Source organism: Streptomyces sp. MspMP-M5 (genome assembly GCF_000373585.1).
GTDB lineage: Bacteria > Actinomycetota > Actinomycetes > Streptomycetales > Streptomycetaceae > Streptomyces.
Genome location: NZ_KB891914.1, coordinates 17,625 through 42,144, shown reverse-complemented (window position 1 = coordinate 42,144; position 24,520 = coordinate 17,625). Strand labels below are relative to the sequence as shown.

Genomic DNA, 24,520 nt, shown 5'->3' with positions numbered 1-24,520 from the left:
GGCGCCCGGCCCTTCGTGCCGTACCCCCCAAAGGGCTTGACCCCAAAGGACTTGAGAGGACGTCAGCGTCATGGAATTCGCAGGCCAGGTGGCACTGGTGACCGGCGGCAGCCGGGGCATCGGCCGCGCCATCGCCGTCAGGCTGGCGGAGCAGGGCTGCGCCATCGCCCTCAACTACCGCAGCGCCACGGCGGAGGCGGAACAGGTCGCCGAGCAGATCGCCAAACTGGGCCGGAAGGTCGAGCTGTACCAGGGGGACATCTCCGACCCCGAGGTGCCGCAGCGGATCGTCTCCGACGTCCGCGCCGCCTTCGGCCGGATCGACGTGCTGGTCAACAACGCCGGGATCACCCGCGACGAACTGCTGGTCAACCAGCGGCTCGCGGACATCGAGGACGTGCTGCGCACCAACCTCGTCGCCCCCATGCTCACCGTCCAGGCGGTGGCGCCCGCGATGCTGCGGCAGCGCTACGGGCGGATCGTCAACATCTCCTCGTCCTCCGCCTCCAAGCCGGGCCGCGGCCAGTCCAACTACGCGGCGGCCAAGGGCGGTCTGGAGTCCTTCACCAAGGCGATGGCGGTGGAGCTGGCCTCCCGCAACATCCTCGTCAACGCGGTCGCCCCCGGCGTGATCAACACCGAGATGACCGACACCATCCGCGCCCACGGCGAGGACGAGATCATGAGCCGGCTGCTGCTGAAGAAGTACGCCGAACCCGAGACGATCGCCGACGCCGTGGCGTACCTCGCGAGCCCGCGCAACACCTACACCACGGGCGAGGTACTGCACGTCGACGGCGGCCTGAAGATGGCGTGAGGAGCCGGCCATGAGTGAACTGGACACCCCCGTAGCAGCCCCGGTACCGGGCGAGCTGGCCGGCCGGACCGCGGTGGTCACCGGCGCCGCCCAGGGCATCGGCCGCGAAGTGGCCCTGCTGCTGGCCGAGTCCGGCGCCGGCCGGCTCGTCCTGCTCGACCGGGACGCCGCCCAACTGGACACCGTCACCAAGGAGGTGCGCGACCTCGGCGCCGAAGCCACCGCGCTCGCCGCGGACCTGCGCGACCGGGACGCGGTCCGCGGCGCCCTGCGCACCGCGCTGCGCGCCGCCGGGCCGCTGCACATCCTCGTCAACAACGCCGGCGTCGCCGACGAGAACGGCCCGGACGACGAGGAGACCTGGCTGCGGGTGCTGGAGATCAACCTCCACGGCACCTTCGCGGTCACCGCCGCCTGCCTGGAACACCTCGTCGACAAGGGCCGGATCGTCAACGTCTCGTCGATCCTCGGCAAGGCCGGCAAGATGCGGAACACCGCCTACTGCGCCTCCAAGCACGGCCTGATCGGCTACACCAAGGGCCTCGCCCTGGACCTCGCCGCCCGCGGCATCACCGTCAACGCCGTGCTGCCGGGCTGGATCGACACCCCGATGCTGCGCCGCGAGATCGCCGCCTCCGCCGAGGAGATCGGCGCCGACCCGGCACGGATGCTGCGCCAGGCGCGCAAGTCCATCCCGCTGCGGCGGCTGGTCGAGGCGCGGGAGGCCGCCGAGCTCATCGGCTTCCTGGTCTCCGACCGGGCGGCCGCGATCACGGCGCAGTCCCTGACCGTGGACGGGGGCTACACCCGTGGGATGTGACCGCGCGACGCTCACCCTGCCGCGGCCCCGGCCGGCCCCCGCCGCCGACCCGTGGCTGCGCCGGCTGCGCCCGGGGCCGGCGCACCCCGCGTCCGGCGCCGCCCGGGTCGTGTGCTTCCCGCACGCGGGCGGCGGCGCCGGCACCTACCGGCCGCTGGCCACCGCCGTCGCCGCCCGCACCGCCGGCGGCCGCCCGTACGAGGTGCTGGCCGTCCAGTACCCGGGCCGCAACGACCGGATCCGGGAGGACCGCGTCGAGGACCTGCGGGCGCTGGCGGCCGGGGTGCACCGGGCGCTGGCGCCGTTGGCCGGCCGCCCGCTGATCCTGCTGGGGCACAGCATGGGCGCCCTGGTGGCCTACGAGGTGGCCCGCCTCCTGGAGCGCGACGGGACCGGCCCGGCGCATCTGCTCGTCTCCAGCGCCTGGGCGCCGTCCCGGGTGCGCGGCGGCACCGTCCACCTCCGGGACGACGACGGCCTGGTCGACGAGATCCGGCGGACCCGGGGCACCGACCCGCGGCTGCTGGACAACCCGGACGTGCTGGCCATGGCGCTGCCGGTGGTCCGCAGCGACTACCGGGCGGTGGAGACCTACCGGCACCGGCCCGGCCCGCCGCTGGCCGCCCCCGTCACCGCGCTGACCGGCGACGACGACCCGCTGGTCGACGTCGAGGAGGTCGCCGCCTGGCAGCAGCACACCACCGGCGGCTTCCGGCTGCGGGTCTTCCCCGGCGGCGACCACTTCTATCTCGCCGGCCACTGGGCCGAGTTGGCCGATCACCTGGTCACCGCGCCGCCGCGGGCGGTGGCGGCGGCGGTCGGGTAGGGCCTGGCCCGGCGGGCGTCCTCAGGCCGGTGCGAAGTCCTGCGGCCAGCGGGCGCGGGCCTGCTCGCGGGAGCGCATCGTGGCCAGCGTCAGCAGCCCGCGCGCCCGGCCCGTCTCCAACAGGCCCGGCAGCGCGGGCAGCGGGGCCAGTGCCGCGATGTCGTCCAGGACGAGGGTGAGTGGTGGGTCGAGCCGACCGTCGGATGACCGTTCGGCCATGCGGCGGCCGTGCTCGACCACGTGCGAGAGGAGTGCGGTGAGCAGCGGCATCGCACCCGGGTCGGTGCGCGGGTCCTCGATGGACTCGCCCACCACGTACAGCGTTCCCCCCTCGGCGATGAATGATTCGAGGACGAGCACATCCGAGCGAAGCGGATTGCTGGCGTCACGGATATGGACCGAGGAGAGCGCGGTCAGCGACCGGCCGACCAACTCCCGCGCCAGCTCCCGGCGTTCGGCGTGCGCCGTGAGCACCGACTCCAGCTCCCCGGCCTGCCCGGCGGCCGCCTTGGTGTGGGTGCGCAGGATGCGGACCGGCTCCTGGGCGCCGCCCGCCGCGTGCGCCCAGCGGTGCAGCTGGCCGAACGGCCGGCCGTCCAGCGCGGCGGCGTGCAGCCAGCAGCGCAGCAGGGTCTGCGCGGCGTCCGCGACGGCCGAGTCCAGGGCACTGGCCGGCCGGACCGGCGCCAGCAGCGCCACGGCCCGGGCGGCGGCGGTGCCGATCTCCTCACAGCCCGCGGTGGGCGACCAGCGCAGCCGGGCCGGGGTGTCCAGGCGGTGCGTGGGGTCGTAGACCGGCACCGGGCCCAGTTTGGCGCGGGCGTCCTTGGTCTCGGCCCAGAGCGCCGGGTCGGTGGTGGCGACGACCAGCGGGCCGGGTGCGGCGGTGGCGACGGCCAGCGTCGCGGCCCGTGCGGCGGCCCGGTCGGGGCCGAACGCTACGCGGGGGAGCGCCGGTTCAGGGCCGGCGGACGCGGGGGCGGGCGCGGACGTCGCGGCCCCGAGCGGCGCCTGCGGGACGACGGGCACGACAGGCGCGGTGGGAACGGTGGGAACGGCGGGTGCGGGCACGGGAGCCGCCGGTGCTGCCGGTGCCGCGGTGGGCTCCGGCGCGGCCGGGAAGGCGGCCTGCGGAGCGACCGGCACGGCCGGCGCCCGCCGGGCCGCCCGGACGGCCCGGTACCGCGCGACCGTCCCCAGCACGAAGATCCCCAGCACCAGCAGCACCAGCAACTCGCCGACGAACAGCCCCCAGAAGAGCCCGTAGCCCGACAGCTCCGCCTTCGGGGTGTGCGGCCAGGCCGCCGCCATGTCGTGCGGCGCGGTGACCAGATGCCGCAGCGCCAGCGGCGTACCGCCGTACGTCACCCCCGACGGCCAGCCGCCGTGCGCGAACAGCCCGGCCAGGCCGGTCGCCGTCCACACCACCAGCGTCAGCCCCAGCAGGAAGCCGATCAGCCCCACCAGCAGGGCGTCGGGCACGCCCCGGCTCCGGGGCCGGCCACCGCCGCGGCCGTACGCGTAGCCGTCCTCGCCGTCGTACCCGCGCTCCACGCCGTATCCGCGACTCACGCCACCGTCTCGCTCGACTCGTCCCGCAACTGCCGTGCCAGCGCGATGGCCTCGGCACGCGCCTCGGCCTCGGCGTCCGCCGCCAGCGACAGGGCCCGTGCCTCGTCCGTCGGCAGGGAGGCCGATTCGGTCATCGCCCGGTCGGTGTAGACCAGCGGCCGCTCGGCCTCGGTGATGAGGTGCTTGACCACCTGGACGTTGCCGTTGACGTCCCACACCGCGATGCCGGGGGTCAGGGTCGGAATGATCTCCACCGCCCAGCGTGGCAGCCCCAGCACCAGCCCCGTGGCGCGCGCCTCGTCGGCCTTCTGCGCATAGATCGTCCGGGTGGACGCCATCTTGAGGATCGCCGCGGCCTCCCGCGCGGCCGCGCCGTCCACCACGTCGCTGAGGTGGTGGACGACGGCCACGAACGACAGGCCCAGCCGACGGCCGAACTTCAGCAGCCGCTGGAACAGCTGTGCCACAAAAGGTGAGTTGATGATGTGCCAGGCTTCCTCGACCAGGAAGATCCGCTTCTTGCGGTCCGGGCGGATCCAGGTGTGCTCCAGCCAGACGCCGACGATCGCCATCAGGATCGGCATCGCGATGGAGTTCCGGTCGATGTGCGAGAGGTCGAAGACGATCAGCGGCGCGTCCAGGTCGATACCGGCCGTGGTCGGGCCGTCGAACATGCCGCGCAGGTCGCCGTCGACCAGCCGGTCCAGCACCAGCGCCACGTCCAGGCCCCAGGCGCGGACGTCGTCTATGTCGACGTTCATCGCCTCGGCGGACGCCGGCTCGGGGTGCCGCAGCTGCTCGACGATGTCGGAGAGCACCGGCTGCCGCCCGCGGGACGCGCTCCTCGCCCCGTTTTCCCCGTCCTCGCCGTCCGCCGTGTCCTCGTAGGGGCTGAGCACCGCCGCGTGCGCCACCTTCAGGGCGAAGCCGGAACGTTCGTCCAGACCGTGCCCCATGGCGACCTCGATGATCGTCCGGAGCAGGGCCAGCTGACCGGTGGTGGTGATCGACGGATCGAGCGGGTTGAGACGGATGCCGCCGTTGAGAGCGGCGGACGGGTCCAGGCGGATGGGCGTTATCCCCAGCTCCTGGGCGATGAGGTTCCACTCGCCGACGCCGTCCTCGCCCTGGGCGTCCAGCACCACGACCTGCCGGTCGCGGAACCGCAGCTGCCGCAGCACATAGGTCTTCTCCAGCGCCGACTTGCCGTTGCCGGACTCGCCGAGGACCAGCCAGTGCGGCGCCGGCAGCTGCTGCCCGTACAGCTGGAACGGGTCGTAGATGTACCCCTTGCCGGAGTACACCTCCCGCCCGATGATGACGCCCGAGTCGCCCAGGCCCGGCGCCGCCGTCGGGAGGTAGACCGCCTGCGCCTGGCCGGTGGAGGTGCGTACGGGCAGCCGTGTCGTCTCCACCTTCCCGAACAGGAAGCTGGTGAAGGCTTCGGTGAGGGCACCGAGCGGATCGAACATGGCCATGACGTACGCGCCTCCCAGGGCTTACAGCGGCGTTGGCGGCTACCGGTCTAGCGGCGGATACCGGTCGCGAACGGAAGGGTGTTCACAAACGCCCGGTGGTGTTCCCGATCGCACCACTCCAGCTTGAGGTAGGACTTGCCCGCCGAGGCACGGATGGTCCGCTTGTCGCGGGCCAGCGCCTCGGGCGAACGGGACGAGACGGTGAGGTAGCCGACGAGGTTGACCCCGGCCGCGCCGGACGCCAGGTCCTCGCCGCGCTGGTCCACCCGCCCGTGGTGCGCCACGTCCCGCGGGTCGACGACCCGGTTCATCTTCGCCGCCCGACTGGCCTCCGCGTCGTCGTTCGTCTTCTCCGTCAGCATCCGCTCGATGGCCACCTCGGTGGGCTCCAGGTCCATGCAGACCGCGACCGTCCGGATCACGTCCGGGGTGTGGACGAGCAGCGGCGCGAGGAAGTTGACGCCCACCGGGGTCAGCGGCCACTCCTTGACCCAGGCGGTGGCGTGGCACCAGGGCGCCCGCGTCGACGACTCCCGGGTCTTGGCCTGGAGGTACGTCGGCTCGGTCGCGTCCAGCTCGGCCGGCCAGGCGTTGCGCCTGCTCATCGCCTGGATGTGGTCGATCGGGTGGTCCGGGTCGTACATGGAGTGCACCAGCGACGCCAGCCGCGCCTGCCCGAGGGGCTGCCGCACCCGGATGTCCGCCTCCGTCAGCCGGGCGCAGATGTCGGTCAGTTCGCGCGCCATCACCACCGCCAGCCCGGCGTCCCGGTCCAGCTTCCGGCGCAGCAGCCCGCTGCGCTGGGCGGCCGCGGCCCGGGCCATGGTGACCGCCTCCGTGGCCAGCTCCCGGGTGTAGTGCATGCACGCGACCAGATAGGCCCGGTGCTGCTCGGAGGACGTGGACACCATCGACTGCAGCTGGTCGTAGGACTCCTGCAGCCACCGCGGGGAGTCGACGGCGCCCCGCTGTGCGACGTCCTTGGCGTGCGCGTCCGGATCGGCGGGCAGCGTCCGCGCCAGCATCTGCAGCCGCGTCACGAAGCCGTCCCCGTTGGCGACGTGCTTCAGCAGCGTGCCGAACCGGTCGACCAGCGCCTCCTGGTCCTCGCTGTCCCGCAGCCCGACGCCCGGCCCCTCGATCTCGATCGCCGCGGTCACCGTCCGCCGGTCGGCGTGCAGCAGCACCGCGATCTCGTCCGGCCCGAACGGCGCCGACAGCCAACTGATCCGCCCGATACCGGGCGGCGGCCCGATCTCCACTTCCCTCCCGTCCAGCCGAACGCCGGCTTCCATCGCCCCGGAGCGGTACACCGCCCCTCCCTTGCGCACCGTACGACGGAAACTCCGCCGGACCTCGAACCACTTGTAGTACGTGCGCCCCTTGTACGGCACGTAGACCACGGCCAGCCCCAGCATCGGGAAGCCGGTCAGCGAGGCGATCCGCAGCGGGAGCGAGGGGACCAGCAGCCCGCACATCATCCCGAGGAACGCCCCGGCGATGATCAGCGCGACCTCGCCGGTCTCCCGGTTCTTGCCGATGACCGCGTTGGGCCGGGCACGGCCGATCAGATACGTGCGCCGCGGCGCGATCGGCTGGGACGGCGCGCTCAACGCCCCTCACCTCCAGGTGCCTTACCGGGGCGGGCGCCGCCGGTACCGGGGTTCGTCCGGGGCGACGGGGCCGCCGGGGCCGACGACGCCGAACGGGAGCCGTGCGCGGCGACGCCGCCGGAGACCGCGTCGGCCGGCCGGGACTGCCCGCCCTGCGCGGCACCGCCGCCGTCCCCGCCCGACCGGCGGGAGCTGTGCGTCTTGATGCCCTGCGACACCAGCGCCGCCGGCGACGAGATCATCGCGGCCGCCTGACTCCCGTCCGTCGCCCGCCCCTTGCTGCTCCGCGCCGACACCATCTCGTCACCGAAGCCCGGCACGAAGCGGTAGATCACCGCACTGGCGAAGATCGCCAGGACGATGATGGCCAGCCCGGACACCACGGCCGAGAAGGCGTTCGGCCCCTTGTCCCCGGACAGCGCGCCGGCGATCCCCAGCACGATCACGATGACCGGCTTCACCATGATCACCGCAATCATGATGCCGGCCCAACGCCGCACATGGCCCCACATGTTCTTGTCGACCAGCCCGGCGTACACCACCGTCCCCAGCAGCGCCCCGACGTACAGCAGCGCGGCCCGGATCACCAGCTCCAGCCACAGCACACCGGCGGCCAGCACCGACACCAGCGAGACCACGATCAGCATGATCGGCCCGCCGCCGATGTCCGTTCCCTTCGTCAACGCCTGCGAGAACGCCCCGAAGAACGTGTCGGTCTGCGCCCCCGTCCCCTTCGCGATGATCTCGGTGACGCCGTCGGTCGCCGACACCACCGTGTAGAGGATCAACGGCGTGAACGCGGACGCCAGCACCGTCAGCCACAGGAACCCGACCGCCTCGCTGATCGCCTCCGTCAGCCGCACCCCCCGCACCGCCCGCTTGGCGACGGCCAGCAGCCACAGCACGAGCGTCAGCACGGTGGACGCGGCGAAGACCACCGCGTACTGCCGCAGAAACGCCGAATTGGTGAAGTCCACCTGCGAAGTGGCCTTCACCGCCTCCGACAGCTTGTCGACAATCCACGCAGCAGCCTTCGCACAACCCTGCGCCAACGAACCGAGGGGGTCTAGGGGGTTGTTGTCCAGGGGGTTGCCGCTGGGGAGTTTGGGTGTACCCGTTCCTGCCTTGTCGCCGTTCTCGCAGAACTGCTTGGCGGCACCGGGCACGAGGTCGCACGTGTCACCGGAGGGTTTGGGGCTCGGATCGGCGAACGCCCGGGTGGCGAAGAGGATCACCGAGGCTTGGACAGCCGCCACCACGGACACGCGGGACAGCGTGCGGCGGCCGAGCGGACTACCGGGCATAGGTGAAACCTCCGTACCCTGCGACCGCTCCCGCGATCTCCTTCGCCCCGGAAGCGGGGACGTCACCGCTGACCGGCGCCGGACCGTTTTTCTCCGAATAGCTCAGTGTCTTCCAGTCGCCGCCGGTCCAGGCCAGCTTCACGGTGAAGGTGAGCCAGTTCGTGGTCACCGGCTTGGTGGAACCCTCGCCGGCCAGGCCGAGCAGGCCGGTGCACCACACTTCGACGGTTGCCGACGAGGCGGAGAACGCGGTGTTCTTGGTGCCGACCGGGATGGTGCGGTTGACGAACGTCATGCCCGCCGGGGCGGTGCCATCCGGTTTCAGGCCCGCGTTCTTGTAGAACTGCGGAGAGTAGAGGGCATCGAGCTTGCTCTGGAAGGAATCGACAGCCGGCGGCGCCATCACCGTCCCGATGATCTGGTGCCGCTGGTCGCGGTTGAACATGCCGCTGGAGCCCAACGCCACCACATAATTCGCCGCCGCCGACTGGGCCCCCTGTTCGGTCTTCGGGAAGCCCGTGGCGATGCCCGCGGAGGTGCCGGTGACCGGCTTGGTGCCGGTGGGGGCGGTGGGTTGGGCCGCGGCCTGGTCCTTGGGGGAGCCGGTGGAGCCGGTGCCGGTCTCGCTGTTGCCGCTGCCGCCGCGGTTGGCGAAGGCGATGGCCGCGATCAGCAGGACGACCACGCCGACGACCGTGACGAGGTTGCGGCTGGAAAGACCGGACCGGCCGCGGCGGGGCGTGCCGTAGCTGTCGCTCTCGCCGTCCGGGAGTCTGGTTCTGGTCTGGCCCGTGCCGGAGCCGCGGCCGTCGCCGTAGCCTCCGTCGTCGCCGATACTCATCGCGCCTGTGCCCCCTCTGCCGCCATCGCCGCTGCCGCCCTCGCCGTCCGTGCCGTTGGTGTGCCGCCTTCATATGACCGTAGCCGCGTGGGCGGCGGCTCGGGTGAAGTGGTACGAGTACATCTCACCGTGACGGGTCCTCAGTTGCTGGGCGACGGGGGCGAATGGGGGACTCTGGGCGGTTTGTGCCCGCGGCCCGTCGCACGCCCGCCGCGGGCTGCCGGTCTCCGGAAGCACCTGTCCCCGCGCTGCGGGCGACCCAATCGGCCCGCTGGTGGCGGGCGTCGTCACGGCGCGGCTCAGGGACCCGCGGGCCGGGGTGTGGGGGCGTCAGCATGGGGCCTCGGGCTGGAGGGTGGGACATCCGGGGGTACGGGAGGGCACGGGACGGCGGAGGGAAGAAGGGCGGGGGCGCACACGGTGCGGCGCCGGGACGCGCGCGTGCCGACGTGCGCGGTGTGGCGACCGGTGGCGGCGGGCAGGGCTGGGGGGCGTCGCCCTCCGTGCCGCCCTCAGTGTGGCCCGCAGTGTGGCCCTCCCGACGCCTGGACGGTGCGGAGTTCGGACCGCGGAGTGCCGGGGCCGGTCGGCGAGCGGGGCGTCCACCGCCCCGGACCGACCCCGCGCAAGCGCCCTAGACCGCCATCCCGTAGACGATGGTGAACAGCGTGCCCAGTGAGCCGATGATGAAGACGCCGGTGAGGCCGGCCACGATCAGGCCCTTGCCCTGCTCGGCGCTGAAGGTGTCGCGGAGTGCCGTGGCGCCGATGCGCTGCTTGGCGGCGCCCCAGATGGCGATGCCGAGGCAGAGCAGGATCGCCACCGCCATGATGACCTCGACCATCACACGGGCCTCGTTGCCCAGGCTGCCGAACGGCCCCCAGTCCGGGGCGATTCCGCCGATGATGGTGGTGATGTCGCCCTTTTCGGCCGCAATGAACATGTGTGAACTCACCGCCCCTTGATGGGTAGTTGCCGAACCGTGCCGTTCGGCACGGGATCAGTCTCTATCTTCGCCGACGAAGACGCCATCAGATGTCGACTTGGCGGCATTCTTCGACGGATCCGGTGGGGGTGTGGTGTCCGCGGGTCCCTGCGTCGCCCGCCCCCGCCCCGTCATCACCGTGTGTATCACGGGCTATAACGCTGAGCAACGACTGTCGGGGTCTTCCGGGTTGAGCGGCAGCGGCGGGGCGGCGGTCGGGTCGTGCCGGAGCGCGGATGTGACGGGGATCGCACACCGTTCGAAGCGCCCCATGCGCCGCCCCGTGCGCCGCGGTGCGGCCGCCCCGCGTGCGGCGGCCGGCGAAAGGGCTGTGAACCGCGCCTGAATGGGGGAGGGTTGGGGGGTGCGGAAATTCTGGGTGGCCGGCGGGCTCGGGGTGGGGCTGATGCTCTGCCTGGTAGGGCTGCTTGTGATCGGTACGTACGGGGCGGCGGCCGGACTGGCGGGGGCCGCCGGCCGGGCGGTGGGGCTGGCCAAGGGCGCGGTGCCGGCCGCGTACCAGTCGCTGGTGCAGAAGTGGGGCACGCTCTGCCCGGCCATAAACCCCGCGCTGCTGGCGGCCCAGCTCTATCAGGAGAGCGGCTGGAACGCGCGGGCCCAGAGCCCCGCGGACGCCCGCGGGATAGCCCAGTTCATCCCGGAGACGTGGGCCACCCACGGCATCGACGGCAACGGCGACGGCAGGAAGGACATCTGGGACCCGGAGGACGCCATCCCGTCCGCCGCGTCGTACGACTGCGAGCTGGCGAGCTATGTGAAGCACGCGGCGGGCAACGCCACCGAGAACATGCTCGCGGCGTACAACGCCGGCGCCTACCGCGTCATCCAGTTCAACGGCGTACCGCCGTACCGCGAGACGCAGAACTACGTGAAGACCATCACGACGCTGGCCAAGAGCTTCGAGGCGCCGGCCGGCCCGGTGGCGCCCTCCCGGCAGGCCGCGGCGGCCATCTACTACGCGCAGAGCAAGCTCGGCACGCCGTATCTGTGGGGCGGCACCGGCACCCCGGACCAGGGCGGGCGGTTCGACTGCTCCGGGCTGACCAAGGCCGCGTACGAGTCGGTGGGCATCGAGCTGCCGCGGGTGGCCAACGACCAGTGGAACGCCGGCCCGCACCCCAAGCGGAACGAACTGCTCCCGGGCGACCTGGTGTTCTTCGCCCACGACCTGAACGACCCGCGCTCCATCCACCACGTGGGCATCTACGTCGGCGGCGGGTACATGATCAACGCGCCCTACACCGGCGCCGTCATCCGGTTCGACAAGATCGACACACCGGACTACATCGGCGCCACCCGCGTCACGTCGGATGGCGCGAAAGCGCTCCCGACCGGGAACGGCGGGTGAACATAAGTCCTGAACTGCGGTGACGTGTCAAGCTTGGATAACGTCCTGGTGATCATCCCGTGGAGAGTGGAACGCCGGGGGTGCGCGGCACGTTTCCCTGGCGTGGGGACACCGCAGCGCGCACGGCAGCACGGGCTCGACGGCCACACAGATCGGCAACGGGGGTTGGTAGCACTAGGCGGCGCTCGCGTGGCGCGCGGAAGATAAGGGGCCACGGTAGATGGCTGGACTCGCATTCGAGGGGCCGAACCCCGACGTCGACGTGCTCGACGGCATCAACGGCCTCGCGAAGGACGCCCCGCACTGGGTGAACGGCGCGATGGAGTTCATCGGTGAGTACGGCATCATCGCCGCCCTCGGAGTGCTGTGTCTGCTCGCCTGGTGGGGCGCCCGCCGCCGGCCGGACGGAGCGGCCGCGATCGCCGGGCTCCTCTGGGCGCCGCTGGCCGCCGGGCTGGCGCTGCTGGCCAACATCCCGATCCGCGGATTCGTCGAGCGGCCGCGGCCGTTCAAGGACCACGCCGGGCTCGCGGTGCTGATCCCCGGCAAGAGCGACTTCTCGTTCGTCAGCGACCACGCCACGCTCACCATGGCCGTCGGCGTCGGGCTCTTCATCGCGCACCGCCGCTTCGGGCTGGTCGGGATCGGGCTGGCGCTGCTCGAGGGCTTCTGCCGGGTCTACATGGGCGTGCACTACCCGACGGACGTGATCGGCGGGTTCGCGCTCGGCACGGCCGTCGCGCTGCTGCTGGCGCCGCTCGCGCAGGCGCTGCTGGTGCCGCTGACGACGGCGGTCGAGCGGTCGCCGCTGAGCCGGCTGGTGCGGGCCGGGGGCCGCCCGGCGGAGCCGGCGGCGGGCGGCGACGAGGCCGGGGCCGGAGCCGGAGCCGGTCCGGTGGCCGCCGCGGAGCCGGCGCTGCACCACCGCGAGCGGGACAAGGACCTGGCCGCCTGACGACGCGCAGGACGACGGCCCGGCCCCTGGGGAAAGGGGCCGGGCCATCGCCTTGTTGCGGGGCGTGTGCGACGTCAGAGGGCCTGGGCGAAGGTGCTGAACAGCCGCTGCGGGTCGTAGGTCTGCTTGACCTTGTCGAGGCGGGCGCCGGCCGCTCCGTAGTAGGCGGACTTCCAGTCGGACAGGCCGGGGTCGGTGTAGTTCTGGTACGCCGCGCCCGAGGAGTGGCGCTGCATCGCGGTGTGGAAGCCGTTCAGCCAGGCGGTGCGGGTGGCGCCGGAGCCCCCGGCCGGCCAGGACGCCAGGTACTGGGCGAGGAAGCGGGAGCGGCGGTGGACGAAGGCGGTGTCGCCGGTGCCCACGCGGTTGATCGCGCCGCCGAGCGCGGTCAGTGCGACATTGCCGGTGACGCCCTTGCGGCCGCCGGCCTCGATCTGCGTCAGCAGGGTGTGGATGCCGGCCGCGGACAGCGAGCGGTCGAAGAAGTGCGAGCGGGCGGCGTAGGTCTCCCGGCCCAGCGTGCCGGCGCCGGTGTGGCCGGGCAGCGTGCCCGGCATGTGGCACTGCGCGGTGGACTTGGACGAGCAGCCGGCGTACGCCTCCATCGCGTCCAGGTAGCCGATCGGGGTGAGGCGGACGTGGGTGGCCGGGCCGGGGCCGCCGGGCTGGTCGGCGAGCTTGTCTAGGGCGTTCTGGAGGTCGCGCCGGCTGCCGAGCGAGAAGGCCGCGACGGAGACGGCCGGGGTGCCGCCCGGCCGGGCGTCGAAGTGGGCCGCGGACCATATCTCGTCGGCCTGGTCCGGGCCCCACTTCTGCCAGGAGCCCAGTACCGCCGCGGCCTTCGACCATGGCCAGGTCAGGTACGCCATCACGGCGCGGGGTGCCGGGTGGGTGCGGAAGCGGAGTTCGGTGACCACGCCGAAGTTGCCGTTGCCGGCGCCGCGCAGCGCCCAGAAGAGGTCGGGGTGGTGGTCCTGGTCGCAGTCGACGGTCTTGCCGTCGGCCGTGACGACGGTGGCGCCGACCAGGCTGTCGCAGGTCAGCCCGTACGCCCGGGAGACCACGCCATGGCCGCCGCCCAGCGTCAGGCCGGATATGCCGACGGTGGGGCAGGAGCCGCCCGGCACCGTGACGCCGTGCGGGGCCAGGCCCTCGTAGACGTCGATGAGTTTGGCGCCGGCGCCGATCCGGGTGATGCCGCCGGAGGGCGCGCCGACCTTGTTCAGCGCCGAGACGTCGATGACGAGCTTGCCGTCGCCGCTGGAGTAGCCCGCGTAGGAGTGGCCGCCGCTGCGGATGGCGACCGGGGCGTTGTAGCGGCGGGCGAAGGCCAGGCACTCGGCTATGTCGCCGGGGTGCTTGACGTAGGCGAGGGCGGACGGCTTGAGGGTGTCGAAGCGGGTGTTGTAGAGGCGTCGGGCGGAGGCGTAGGAGGCGTCGGTCGCGCGTATCAGGTCGCCGTCCAGGCTCTTGCCGAGCGCGCTCCAGGCGGCCTGTGTGGCGGGGCTCTTGGCGGCGGCCGCGCTGCTCATGGTGTTGCCGGCCGTGCCGGTGGCCGCCGCGGCGCGCTCGCCGCCCGGGCCGTCGCAGCCGGTCGCCCAGGCGAGGGAGGTGGCCGCGAGTCCGCCGCCGGCCGTCAGGAGTGTGCGCCGCTTCACTGGGATGAATCCCCCTTGGTTGTCGTACGGTCCGGCCCCGGCCCGCCGTTCGTCCGGCCGTCGGCCGCGGGGCGTGTGCGGGACACCGCACCGGGCGGGACATCGCCCTCGGCGGGACCGGCCGGGCACGTCCCCCTTGTGCCGTTACGCCCGGTATCGCGAGTGAAGTCCGTTGCCGCGCGGTGCTGTTGTGACCCCCACTACCCCCATGAGATGCGCCGCGGGGGGTGCGGGGTTCCCGGAACGGACCGGGTCATTCCGCCGGATGTTCGAAGCCGGCGCCGGAGTCGCCCCGCACGGCGGCCAGATGCCGCTCGGCGTCGGCCCGCGCCTGGGAGCGGGCACGCCGGGCCATCCCCGTCCACCCGCAGTCGCAACGGGCCAGACAGAAGGAACCGCGCTCGATGGTGAAGGTGCGGTGCGGTACTGATTCGGGCACCCCGCCACGCTAGCCCCTGTCGTCGAACTCCCGTCTGCCGGGTCGCCGCCCGGCACGCACTCCGGGCGAACGACGGGAGTGCGACGACAGGGGCTGCGCTCCCTCCCCCCGTGCGTGACGAGGCCCCCCAACGGTCGTTGAACGGAGCGGTCGACGCACCGTCAGACGAGTCGGGGCGGGACGTCCGACCGTCCCGAGGGGACCGGCCGGCCCAGGCGGTCCCGGACACAGCGGCCGAGGGGGCTCGTACGCATGGTGGTGCAGGACAGGCGAGGGGGCGCGGTCGCCGCGGCCGTGGTGTGCGGGACGGGGCTGATGGCGGGGCTGCTGGTGACGACGGGCTGTTCGCCGAACGGGGCGGCGGCGGACGACCAGCTGGTGCCCGGGCCGGCGGCGGCCGCGGTGCAGCTGCGGCGGAGCGTGGAGGCGCTGGTCCGGGCCGGCACCGCCAAGGTGCGCACGGTGATGGAGACGGTCAGCGGCGGGACGCGGGTGGCGATCCGGGGCGCCGGGGGCTACGACTTCGGGGCCGCGAGCGGGCAGCTGCGGGTGGTGCTGCCGGATCTCAAGGGCAAGCCCAGCGGCGGCCACCAGCCGATCACCGAGATCCTGGCGCCCGGCGCGCTGTTCATGAAGAACCGCGGGGCGGGCGTGCCGGCCGACAAGTGGGTGCGGGTGGACACCGCGACGCTCTCCGACGGGAATCTGGTCACCGGCGGGGCCACCGATCCGCTGGCCGCCGCCGAACTCCTGCGCGGCGCACGGGAGGTGACGTACCAGGGGGAGGAGCGGCTGGGCGGTGCGGTGGTGCGGCACTACCGCGGGACGACCGATCTGACCGCGGCCGCCGGGGCGGCGTCGGCCCGGAGCAGGCCCGCGCTGGTGGCTGCGGAAAAAGGGTTCACCACCGACGTGGTGCCGTTCGACGCGTATCTGGACGACGCCGGGCGGCTGCGCAAGGTCCGCCAGCGGTTCCACTTCGCCAACGGGGCGCCGGCCGGGGCGGCGGTGACGTCCACGACCGAGCTGTACGGGTTCGGGTCCAAGGTCGCGGTGCGGCTGCCGGACCGGGAGGACATCTACACCGGGAAGATCGCCTCGGCGTCCTCGTAGCGCGGGAGGCGGGGGATCGCCGGGGCCGCCGGTGCGGAAATGGTCCTTCCGTGCCATGTGCGCGGCGGGCGGCCCTCCCTACGCTGGCGTTAACCACCGCGGCGTGGGAAGGCGCTCGAAGGGAGGAGGTGTCGGACGTGCCCGCCCATCGCCATCCGACCGTTCAGGACCAGGTGGCCCTCGCCGAGATCGATCTCACCGGTGAGCTGATGATCGCGGCCGCGGCCGCGAGCGAGGACCGGCTCAGCACCGATCGGATCGACGAACTCCTGCATGTGGCCGGGCCCCCGCGGGACGGCGGGGCCGAGCGGGAGGCCCCGGACCCGCCGTGACGCGCCGGCCCCGCGGCCGTCAGCTCCGCAGCATCCGCTCGATGGCCCTGGTCGCCTCCTGGACCTTGGCGTCGATGGCGTCCGGACCCTGGGCTGCGGCATCGGCCACGCAGTGCCGCAGATGCTCCTCCAACAGCTGGAGACCGAAGGACTGCAGGCCCTTCGTGCTCGCCGAGACCTGGGTGAGTATGTCGATGCAGTAGACGTCTTCTTCGAGCATGCGCTGCAGACCGCGGATCTGGCCCTCGATGCGGCGCAGTCGCTTGATGTGCGCGTCCTTTTGCTTGGCGTAGCCGTGGCCGCCCGGCGCCGGAGTCTCCACAGCGGTATCGGTCACAGATTCCGGTCCGGTGCGGGGGGCGGATTCCGGCTGGGGGCCGTGGCAGGCCGGTGCGGCTGCGGTGCCGCCGCCGGTGCCCGCGTCCGTGGTCGTCATGGCCATCTCCCGTGGTATTGAAGCGATCCGTATACCCCCAGCGGGTATATCGTACCGAAGTTTGCGGGCACCCGCGGTACCCCGTGCAGAGCATGCTGCCCGATGGGCGACACTGAAGGAATGCCGGTTAGCCGGGTTAGCTGTGGCTGGATGATGCGCCTAGCATCAACTCGACCGAATCCGATGTACCCCGAGGATTTCACGTGCGCTTTCGTCTGACCCCCAGGGAGACGAGCTTCTACGACATGTTCGCGGCGTCCGCGGACAACATCGTCACAGGCTCCAAGCTCCTGATGGAACTGCTCGGGGCGGACGCCTCCGCACGGGCCGAGATCGCCGAAAGGATGCGGGCGGCGGAGCACGCGGGGGACGACGCGACGCACGCGATCTTCCACCAGCTCAACTCCTCGTTCATCACGCCGTTCGACCGCGAGGACATCTATGCCCTCGCCTCGTCGCTCGACGACATCATGGACTTCATGGAGGAGGCCGTCGATCTGGTCGTCCTCTACAAGATCGAGGAACTCCCCAAGGGCATCGACCAGCAGATCGAGGTGCTGGCGCGGGCGGCCGAGCTGACCGCCGAGGCGATGCCGAACCTCCGCACGATGTCGAACCTCACCGAGTACTGGATCGAGGTCAACCGGCTGGAGAACCAGGCCGACCAGATCCACCGCAAGCTGCTGGCGCACCTCTTCAACGGCACGTACGACGCCATCGAGGTGCTCAAGCTCAAGCAGATCGTGGACATCCTGGAGGAGGCGGCGGACGCCTTCGAGCACGTCGCCAACACCGTCGAGACCATCGCGGTCAAGGAGTCCTGAGCCCTCAGCCATGGACACCTTCGCGCTCATCGTGACCATCGGGGTCGCGCTCGGATTCACCTATACCAACGGCTTCCACGACTCGGCCAACGCCATCGCGACCTCCGTCTCGACGCGGGCGCTGACGCCGCGGGCCGCGCTGGCCATGGCGGCCGTGATGAACCTCGCCGGTGCCTTCCTGGGCAGCGGCGTCGCCAAGACGGTCAGCGAGGGGCTGATCGCGACCCCGCACGGTGACAAGGGGATGGGCATCCTCTTCGCCGCGCTGCTCGGCGCGGTGGTCTGGAACCTCGTCACCTGGTACTTCGGTCTGCCGTCGTCCTCCTCGCACGCGCTGTTCGGCGGCATGGTCGGCGCGGCGCTGGCCGGCGGGACGGAGGTGATCTGGTCGGGAGTGATCTCGAAGGTCGTCCTCCCGATGTTCATCTCGCCGGTGATCGGGCTGGTGCTCGGCTACCTCGTGATGGTCGTGATCCTCTGGCTGTTCCGGAAGGCCAACCCGCACAAGGCCAAGCGCGGCTTCCGTATAGCGCAGACGGTCTCGGCGGCGGGCATGGCGCTCGGGCACGGCCTCCAGGACGCCCAGAAGACCATGGGCATCGTGGTGATGGCGCTGGTCATCGCCGATGTCGAGAAGGCCGACGACGCCATTCCGCTGTGGGTCAAGCTGGCCTGCGCGATCACCATGTCGCTGGGCACCTACGCCGGTGGCTGGCGCATCATGCGGACGCTGGGCCGACGGATCATCGAGCTGGACCCGCCGCAGGGCTTCGCCGCGGAGACCACCTCCGCCTCGGTGATGTACGTGGCGTCCTTCATGTTCCACGCGCCGATCTCCACCACGCATGTGATCACCGCCTCGATCATGGGCGTCGGCTCGACCAAGCGGCCGCGGGCGGTGCGCTGGGGCGTGGCCAAGAACATCGTGATGGGCTGGTTCATCACCATGCCGGCCGCGGCGCTGGTCGCGGCCCTGGCGTTCTGGCTGATCAAGCTGGCCTTCGGCTGACGGCCGCCGACCGGCGCCGTAGCGGCGCCCGGCACCCGTAGCGCGGCGAAAGGGCCCGCCCCCACTGGGAGGGGGCGGGCCCTTCGTCCTGCGGTGGCACCGCCATGCAGCACCGCGGGACACCTGGGGGGCCGCCGGCGGTCGCCGGACCGGCCGGGTGCCGGAACCGGCCTAGCCGAAGCGGCCGGAGATGTAGTCCTCGGTCGCCTGGACCGACGGGTTGGAGAAGATCCGCTCGGTCTCGTCGATCTCGATGAGCTTGCCGGGCTTGCCGACCGCCGCCAGGTTGAAGAACGCGGTGCGGTCCGAGACCCGGGCGGCCTGTTGCATGTTGTGCGTCACGATGACGATCGTGAAGCGCTCCTTCAGCTCCCCGATGAGGTCCTCGATGGCGAGGGTGGAGATCGGGTCGAGCGCCGAGCAGGGCTCGTCCATCAGCAGCACCTGCGGCTCGACCGCGATGGCGCGGGCGATGCACAGCCGCTGCTGCTGGCCGCCGGAGAGGCCGGAGCCGGGCTTGTTCAGGCGGTCCTTGACCTCGTTCCAGAGGTTGGCGCCCTTCAGGGACCGCTCGACGATGTCCTTCAGCTGGCTCTTGCGGTACTTGCCGTTCAGGCGCAGCCCGGCCGCGACGTTGTCGAAGATCGACATCGTGGGGAACGGGTTGGGGCGCTGGAAGACCATGCCGACGGTGCGGCGGACGGCGACCGGGTCGACGCCCGAGCCGTAGAGGTTCTCGTCGTCCAGCATCACCTTGCCCTCGACGCGGCCGCCGGGGGTGACCTCGTGCATCCGGTTCAGGGTGCGCAGGAAGGTCGACTTGCCGCAGCCGGAGGGGCCGATGAAGGCGGTCACCGAGCGGGGCTCGATGGTCATGGAGATGTCGTCGATGGCCTTGTGGGCACCGTAGTACGCGTTCAGGCCGCTGACGTCGATTCGCTTGGCCATGGGGATCACTACTTCTTTCGGGATCGGCGGCTGGTCAGCGGCCGGCTTTGGGGGCCTTCCAGCGGGCGATGCCGCGGGCCACCAGGTTCAGGACCATGACGAAGGCGATCAGCACGAGTGCCGCGGCCCAGGCCCGGTCGTAGGAGGCGTCGGAGCCCTGCTGCCACTGCTGGAAGACGTAGAGCGGCAGGGACTGCTGGGCGCCGTCGAAGGGGTTGTTGTTGATCGTCTTGGCGCCCCACACCAGCAGCAGCACCGGGGCGGTCTCGCCGGTGATGCGGGCGATGGCGAGCATCACGCCGGTGGTGATGCCGCCGATCGACGTGGGCAGGACGACCTTGAGGACGGTGCGCCACTTCGGGACGCCGAGGGCCAGGGACGCCTCGCGCAGCTCGTTCGGGACGAGCTTGAGCATCTCCTCGGTGGAGCGGACCACGACCGGCATCATCAGGATCGCCAGCGCCATCGAGCCGGCGAAGCCGGACGGGCCGAAGCCGAGGATCAGGATCCACACGGACAGCACGAACAGGCCCGCGACGATCGAGGGGATGCCGGTCATCACGTCGACGAAGAAGGTGACGACCTTCGCGAGCGTGCCGCGGCCGTACTCGACGAGGTAGATCGCGGTCAGCAGCCCGAGCGGGGCGGCGATCAGGGTCGCCAGGCCGACCTGCTCCAGGGTGCCGATGATCGCGTGGTACACGCCGCCGCCGGGCATCGCGTCGGGGAGCGTGCCCATCGAGTGGGACAGGAAGTAGCCGTCGAGGACCTTGGTGCCGCGGGCGACGGTCTCCCACAGCAGCGAGGCGAGCGGAACCACGGCGAGCAGGAAGGCGGTCCACACGACGCTGGTGGCCAGCCGGTCCTTGGCCTGGCGGGTGCCCTCGACGGCCGCGGTCAGCACGAACGTCACGACGACGAAGAGCAGCGCGGCGATCAGGCCCCACTGGACGGTCGAGTCCAGGCCGGCGGCCAGGCCGGTGCCGCAGCCGGCGCCGACGGCGGCCAGGGCGAGGACCGGCAGGGTCCAGCGGGGGAGCCGGGACTGCTTCAGGCCGAGCGAGGCGCGCGGCTCGGCGACCTTGCGGTGGCGGTGGCTGGTGGCGACGGTCATGAGGAGGCCCCCGAGTACTCCTTGCGGCGGGCGATGATCAGCCGGGCGGCGCCGTTGACGAGCAGGGTGATCACGAAGAGGACGAGGCCGGAGGCGATCAGGGCGTCCTGGCCGAAGGTGTCGGCCTCGCTGAACTTGCTGGCGATGTTCTGGGCGAAGGTGCCGCCGCCCGGGTCCAGCAGGCTGGCGCTGATCAGGAAGCTCGGGGAGAGGACCGTGGCCACCGCCATCGTCTCGCCCAGCGCGCGGCCGAGGCCGAGCATGGAGGCGCTGATCACGCCGGAGCGGCCGAAGGGCAGCACCGACATCCGGATGACCTCCCAGCGGGTGGCGCCGAGGGCCAGCGCGGCCTCCTCGTGCATCCGCGGGACCTGGAGGAAGACCTCCCGGCTGACGCTGGTGACGATCGGCAGGATCATGATCGCGAGCAGGATGCCGACGGTGAACAGCGAACGGGCGGCCCCGTTGCTGTAGCTGAAGAGCCCGGTCCAGCCGAGGTAGTCGTTCAGCCAGCCGTAGAGGCCGCCCAGGTGCGGGACGAGGAAGAGCGCGCCCCACAGGCCGTAGACGATGCTGGGGACGGCGGCGAGCAGGTCGATGACGTAGCCCAGCGGTGAGGCGAGTTTGCGGGGCGCGTAGTGCGAGATGAACAGCGCGATGCCGACCGCGACCGGCACCGCGAGGAGCATCGCGACGAGCGAGCTGACGACCGTGCCGAAGGCCAGCACCGCGATGCCGAACTTGGGCTCGGTGCCGGTGGCGTTCCAGTCGAGGGTGGTGAAGAAGTTGCTCTTGTCGCCGGATATGGCGAGGACCGAGCGGTAGGTGAGGAAGGCCGCGATGGCGGCCATGATCACCAGGAGGGCGATGCCGGAGCCCCGGGAGAGCCCGAGGAAGATCCGGTCACCGGGGCGGACCGCCTTGCCGGAGACCGGGCTCGCGGCCGGTGGCGGTGCGGGTGTGTCGGATATCGGCGATGTCGAGTAGTCCATGGGTTTCTCCGGTCTGCGGAGCCCGCGGGGGCCCCGGCGCGGCGGTGCACCGGAAGGCGGCGGCCCCGGGGGAACCGGGGCCGCCGCCGGCGGGTCAGGAGAGCGTCGCGACGGTCTTGCGGACCTTGTCGGCGATCTCGGTCGGGAGCGGGGCGTAGCCGAGGGCCTTCAGGGCGTCCTGGCCGTCCTTGCTGGCGACGTAGGTGAGGAAGGACTTGGTGGCGGGCAGGGTGTCGGCCTTGTTGCCCTTGTCGCAGACGATCTCGTTGGTCACCAGGGTGATCGGGTAGGCGCCCTCGGCCTTGGTGGCGTAGTCGAGCTTGAGCGCGAGGTCATTGCCCTGGCCGGCCGGCTTGGCCGCGGCGATCGCCGCGGAGGCGTTGTCGACGGTCGCCTCGACCGGGGCCTTGGCGCCGGTGTTGACCTTGACCGTCGGGATCTTGCCGGCGGTGGCGTAGGACAGCTCGAAGTAGGAGATCGCGCCACTGGTCTGCTTGACCTGCGAGGAGACGCCGGCGGAGCCGGACGCCGCCTGGCCGCCGGTGCCCTCCCACTTCTTGCCCGGCTCGTGCTTCCAGGCGCCGCCGGAGGCGGCCTTGAGGTACTTGGTGAAGTTGTCGGTGGTGCCCGAGTCGTCGGAGCGGTGGAACGCCTGGATCTTCAGGTCGGGGAGCTTGGCGCCCGGGTTGAGCTTCTTGATCGCGGGGTCGTTCCAGTTGGTGATCTGCGAGTCGAAGATCTTCGCCAGGGTCGGCGCGTCGAGGACGAGGCCGTCCACGCCGGGGACGTTGTAGCCGACCGCGATCGGGCCGCCGACCATCGGCAGGTCGATCGCCTGGCCGCCCTTGCAGAGCGACTTCGACTTGGTGATCTCCTCGGGCTTGAGCGGGGAGTCGGAGCCCGCGAAGGCGGTCTGGCCCTGGAGGAAGGTGGTGACACCGGCACCGGAGCCGGTGGGCTGGTAGTTGATCTCGGTGCCCTGGCAGGCGCCCGCGTAGTTCTGCACCCAGACGTCCATCGCGTTCTTCTGCGCCGAGGAGCCGGAGGCGAGCAGCTTGCCCTTGCCGTCGCACTTGATGTTGGCGGCCTTGGCGGAGCCGGCGCCGCCGCCGCTGCCCCCCGTGGTGTTGTCGGAGCCGCACGCGGTCAGGGCCAGGGCACCGGAGACGGCGAGAGCGCCAACGGCGAGGGCGCGAACCCGGTTCTTGCGCTGAAGCTTCACTGTCGAGAGTTCCTTCCTGGTGCGCGCCGATTCCGCGGCGTGCGGGGTGTGACAGGACGAAGCGGTGCCGCGCCGCCGTCTCCGGCGTATTGACGCGCACCGAGCACGGCCGAAATTAGGCACGTCAGGTGAAGCAGCCGATGGAGCGGAGTGAACGCACGGTGAACCTCGGCCGTCGGCTGAGTTCGACGCGAGCGGGGTGCAAGCCGGCTCGGGCGGCCGGTTCCGGGGCGTGCGCAGGGGCGGGGTGCGGTCGCGAAGCGCCGCCGGGGAGCGCCCGGTTCCGGTGGGCGGCGCCGCCCGGAGTGCCTCGTTCCGGGTGGGCGTCCCCCTTTCCCCTCCGCGAACCGGCCCGTCGCTCTGTTGGATTACCGGCCGGTATGGCAGCATCCGCGCCGAAGGCGAGCACACGAATCGGTGCGGAACGACCGGAGGTGACTGGTGGGGAGCCAGGGGGCACAACAGGGCGTTCGGGACGCGGGTGCGGGGTGGGGTCTACGGGGCGGGCGGGGCGGCCGGCTGGCGGTCTGCACCGCGGTCGTCCTCTGTGCCACGGGGCTGCTCGGCGGGACGGCCACGGCGGCGCAGCGGTCCCCGGACCCGGCGCCGCCCCCCGACGGCGACGCCCGCCACCTCGACGAGGTGCGCAAGGAGATCGAGGGCCTCTACCGCACCGCGGAGCGGGCCACCGAGGACTACAACGCCGCCGAGGAGCAGGTCCAGCTCCAGCAGAAGAAGATCGTCCAGCTGGCCCGCACCATCGACTCCGGCCAGCAGCGGCTGGCCGCCCTCAAGCGCCGGGCCGGTGCGCTGGCCAGCGCCCAGTACCGCACCGGCGGCATTCCCCCCGAGGCGCGGCTGCTGCTCAGCCCCGACCCCGAGTCCTTCCTCGCCAACGCCGATCTGACCCGCAAGGGGCAGCAGGCCGTCAAGGGCGTGATCAGCCAACTCACGCACCTCCAGCGTGACTTGCAGGGCTACGCCCAGGACGCCGGCCACCGCTGGGGGCAGCTGGACGCCGACCGCAAGAAGAAGGACGCCGCCCGTACGGAGATCAACGACAGGATCGACGCGGCGAAAAAGCTGGAATCCCGGCTGGCCGCCAAGGAAAAGGAGCGGCTGCGGAAACTGGAGGACGACCAGGCTCTGCTCGCCCAGCAGAAATGGCTCGACTCCGGCGCACTCAAGGACATCACCGGCAAAGCCTCCGAGCAGGGCAAGAAGGCGATTTCGTACGCCACTTCGCAGATCGGCAAGGATTACGTCTGGGGCGCGGTGGGCCCGGACACCTTCGACTGCTCGGGGCTGACCCTGCGGTCCTGGCAGGCCGCCGGGCGGACGATTCCGCGCACCTCGCAGGAGCAGTGGCGGCAGCTGCCCCGGGTGGCACTCAAGGATATGCGGCCGGGCGATCTCATCATTTATTTCTCCGACGCCAGCCATGTCGGGATGTACGTCGGCGACGGCGCGATCGTGCACGCCCCGCGGCCCGGCCGGCAGGTGACGCTCACGGGCGCCGGCTCGATGCCCATCCTCGGCGTAGTCCGCCCGGACGGGGACCCGGCCCGCTGAGCGGACGCCCGCCCGGGCTGCCGGCGCCACCCGCGCCGCCGGGCGACGGCGGCGGCAGTCCGGGGAATGATTCCGGACATTTTCCGGCCGCCTCTTCCGGGTCTTCCGCCCCTCCCGTTCCGCCCACCGCCCTCACGCTTTTCCGTTCCGTGCGAGCGGAATGCACGGAATGCGGGGCGGTGCCGGACGGCGCCGCGCGGCCGGATTGTTGAATTCCGAAGAGCGCGCTCGCGGCAGCCGCCGGAGGATGTCTTTCCGTAGTGGCGCGGTAGCTGTCCGGC

Annotated in this window: 23 protein-coding genes; 10 read left to right on the top strand and 13 right to left on the bottom strand. The window is 71.9% G+C overall.

What is annotated here, in order from left to right; translation table 11 throughout:
- The first annotated feature begins 70 nt into the window (after window positions 1-70).
- Genes B073_RS0128260 through B073_RS0128250 form a run of 3 tightly spaced genes read left to right on the top strand, consistent with a single transcriptional unit; the run spans window position 71 to window position 2,463 of the window.
- Window positions 71-817, top strand: coding sequence for a 3-oxoacyl-ACP reductase family protein (locus tag B073_RS0128260; protein ID WP_018541449.1), 747 nt, complete (start codon window positions 71-73; stop codon window positions 815-817).
- A gap of 10 nt (window positions 818-827) precedes the next feature.
- Complete coding sequence (locus B073_RS0128255) at window positions 828-1,637, top strand: SDR family NAD(P)-dependent oxidoreductase (protein WP_018541448.1); 810 nt, start codon at window positions 828-830, stop codon at window positions 1,635-1,637.
- On the top strand, window positions 1,627-2,463 hold the full coding sequence (locus B073_RS0128250; protein WP_018541447.1) for a thioesterase II family protein: 837 nt from the start codon (window positions 1,627-1,629) through the stop codon (window positions 2,461-2,463). The genes B073_RS0128255 and B073_RS0128250 overlap by 11 nt, the downstream gene beginning before the upstream one ends.
- 21 nt (window positions 2,464-2,484) lie before the next feature.
- Here B073_RS0128250 and B073_RS0128245 read toward each other — a convergent pair whose 3' ends face one another.
- The 6 genes from B073_RS0128245 to B073_RS0128220 form a co-directional block, all read right to left on the bottom strand.
- Window positions 2,485-4,017, bottom strand: a complete 1,533-nt coding sequence (locus B073_RS0128245) for a TraM recognition domain-containing protein (RefSeq protein ID WP_018541446.1) — start codon at window positions 4,015-4,017, stop codon at window positions 2,485-2,487.
- Between the two features lie 14 nt (window positions 4,018-4,031).
- The gene (locus B073_RS0128240) at window positions 4,032-5,507 is read right to left on the bottom strand and encodes an ATP-binding protein (RefSeq protein WP_026247805.1); all 1,476 of its coding nucleotides are present in this window, start codon (window positions 5,505-5,507) and stop codon (window positions 4,032-4,034) included.
- Between the two features lie 53 nt (window positions 5,508-5,560).
- Entirely contained in the window at window positions 5,561-7,126 is a 1,566-nt protein-coding gene (locus tag B073_RS0128235) for an SCO6880 family protein (RefSeq protein WP_018541444.1), read from the bottom strand.
- Window positions 7,123-8,430, bottom strand: a complete 1,308-nt coding sequence (locus tag B073_RS0128230) for a hypothetical protein (RefSeq protein WP_018541443.1) — start codon at window positions 8,428-8,430, stop codon at window positions 7,123-7,125. Before B073_RS0128230 ends, B073_RS0128235 begins: the two co-directional genes overlap by 4 nt.
- On the bottom strand, window positions 8,420-9,271 hold the full coding sequence (locus B073_RS0128225) for a hypothetical protein (protein WP_018541442.1): 852 nt from the start codon (window positions 9,269-9,271) through the stop codon (window positions 8,420-8,422). The genes B073_RS0128230 and B073_RS0128225 overlap by 11 nt, the downstream gene beginning before the upstream one ends.
- 634 nt (window positions 9,272-9,905) lie before the next feature.
- On the bottom strand, window positions 9,906-10,214 hold the full coding sequence (locus tag B073_RS0128220) for a hypothetical protein (protein ID WP_018541441.1): 309 nt from the start codon (window positions 10,212-10,214) through the stop codon (window positions 9,906-9,908).
- A 406-nt stretch (window positions 10,215-10,620) separates the two neighbouring features.
- Here B073_RS0128220 and B073_RS0128215 point away from each other — a divergent pair, with 406 nt between their 5' ends.
- Together B073_RS0128215 and B073_RS0128210 are read left to right on the top strand one after the other, a co-directional pair.
- The gene (locus B073_RS0128215; protein WP_026247804.1) at window positions 10,621-11,625 is read left to right on the top strand and encodes an NlpC/P60 family protein; all 1,005 of its coding nucleotides are present in this window, start codon (window positions 10,621-10,623) and stop codon (window positions 11,623-11,625) included.
- A 220-nt stretch (window positions 11,626-11,845) separates the two neighbouring features.
- Window positions 11,846-12,580: a phosphatase PAP2 family protein gene (locus tag B073_RS0128210; RefSeq protein WP_018541439.1), complete on the top strand. Its 735-nt coding sequence runs from the start codon at window positions 11,846-11,848 to the stop codon at window positions 12,578-12,580.
- A 74-nt stretch (window positions 12,581-12,654) separates the two neighbouring features.
- Here B073_RS0128210 and B073_RS0128205 read toward each other — a convergent pair whose 3' ends face one another.
- A complete protein-coding gene (locus B073_RS0128205; RefSeq protein WP_018541438.1) occupies window positions 12,655-14,238 on the bottom strand; it encodes an FAD-binding oxidoreductase in 1,584 nt (527 codons plus the stop codon).
- Window positions 14,239-14,491: 253 nt separating this feature from the next.
- On the bottom strand, window positions 14,492-14,677 hold the full coding sequence (locus B073_RS41390; protein WP_037812999.1) for a hypothetical protein: 186 nt from the start codon (window positions 14,675-14,677) through the stop codon (window positions 14,492-14,494).
- Window positions 14,678-14,929: 252 nt separating this feature from the next.
- Here B073_RS41390 and B073_RS0128195 point away from each other — a divergent pair, with 252 nt between their 5' ends.
- Both B073_RS0128195 and B073_RS0128190 read left to right on the top strand, forming a co-directional pair.
- Window positions 14,930-15,790 carry a hypothetical protein gene (locus tag B073_RS0128195; RefSeq protein WP_018541436.1) on the top strand — a complete coding sequence of 287 codons (861 nt, stop codon included), beginning with the start codon at window positions 14,930-14,932 and terminating at the stop codon, window positions 15,788-15,790.
- 137 nt (window positions 15,791-15,927) lie between these two features.
- Window positions 15,928-16,122 carry a hypothetical protein gene (locus tag B073_RS0128190; protein ID WP_234025183.1) on the top strand — a complete coding sequence of 65 codons (195 nt, stop codon included), beginning with the start codon at window positions 15,928-15,930 and terminating at the stop codon, window positions 16,120-16,122.
- A gap of 19 nt (window positions 16,123-16,141) precedes the next feature.
- On the opposite strand, the gene B073_RS0128185 is transcribed toward B073_RS0128190, so the two are convergent.
- Window positions 16,142-16,558: a metal-sensitive transcriptional regulator gene (locus B073_RS0128185; RefSeq protein WP_018541434.1), complete on the bottom strand. Its 417-nt coding sequence runs from the start codon at window positions 16,556-16,558 to the stop codon at window positions 16,142-16,144.
- A gap of 203 nt (window positions 16,559-16,761) precedes the next feature.
- On the opposite strand from B073_RS0128185, the gene B073_RS0128180 reads away from it, so the two are divergent.
- The gene (locus B073_RS0128180) at window positions 16,762-17,382 is read left to right on the top strand and encodes a DUF47 domain-containing protein (RefSeq protein ID WP_026247803.1); all 621 of its coding nucleotides are present in this window, start codon (window positions 16,762-16,764) and stop codon (window positions 17,380-17,382) included.
- A gap of 10 nt (window positions 17,383-17,392) precedes the next feature.
- Complete coding sequence (locus B073_RS0128175; protein ID WP_018541432.1) at window positions 17,393-18,391, top strand: inorganic phosphate transporter; 999 nt, start codon at window positions 17,393-17,395, stop codon at window positions 18,389-18,391.
- Between the two features lie 171 nt (window positions 18,392-18,562).
- Here B073_RS0128175 and pstB read toward each other — a convergent pair whose 3' ends face one another.
- From pstB to pstS, 4 genes are all read right to left on the bottom strand, one after another.
- Complete coding sequence (gene pstB, locus B073_RS0128170) at window positions 18,563-19,339, bottom strand: phosphate ABC transporter ATP-binding protein PstB (RefSeq protein ID WP_018541431.1); 777 nt, start codon at window positions 19,337-19,339, stop codon at window positions 18,563-18,565.
- 34 nt (window positions 19,340-19,373) lie between these two features.
- Window positions 19,374-20,453, bottom strand: a complete 1,080-nt coding sequence (pstA, locus tag B073_RS0128165) for a phosphate ABC transporter permease PstA (protein WP_018541430.1) — start codon at window positions 20,451-20,453, stop codon at window positions 19,374-19,376.
- Window positions 20,450-21,445, bottom strand: coding sequence for a phosphate ABC transporter permease subunit PstC (pstC, locus tag B073_RS0128160; RefSeq protein ID WP_018541429.1), 996 nt, complete (start codon window positions 21,443-21,445; stop codon window positions 20,450-20,452). The genes pstA and pstC overlap by 4 nt, the downstream gene beginning before the upstream one ends.
- A 94-nt stretch (window positions 21,446-21,539) precedes the next feature.
- Entirely contained in the window at window positions 21,540-22,667 is a 1,128-nt protein-coding gene (pstS, locus tag B073_RS0128155; RefSeq protein WP_018541428.1) for a phosphate ABC transporter substrate-binding protein PstS, read from the bottom strand.
- A 441-nt stretch (window positions 22,668-23,108) separates the two neighbouring features.
- On the opposite strand from pstS, the gene B073_RS0128150 reads away from it, so the two are divergent.
- Window positions 23,109-24,239: an NlpC/P60 family protein gene (locus B073_RS0128150; RefSeq protein WP_018541427.1), complete on the top strand. Its 1,131-nt coding sequence runs from the start codon at window positions 23,109-23,111 to the stop codon at window positions 24,237-24,239.
- Window positions 24,240-24,520 lie beyond the last annotated feature (281 nt).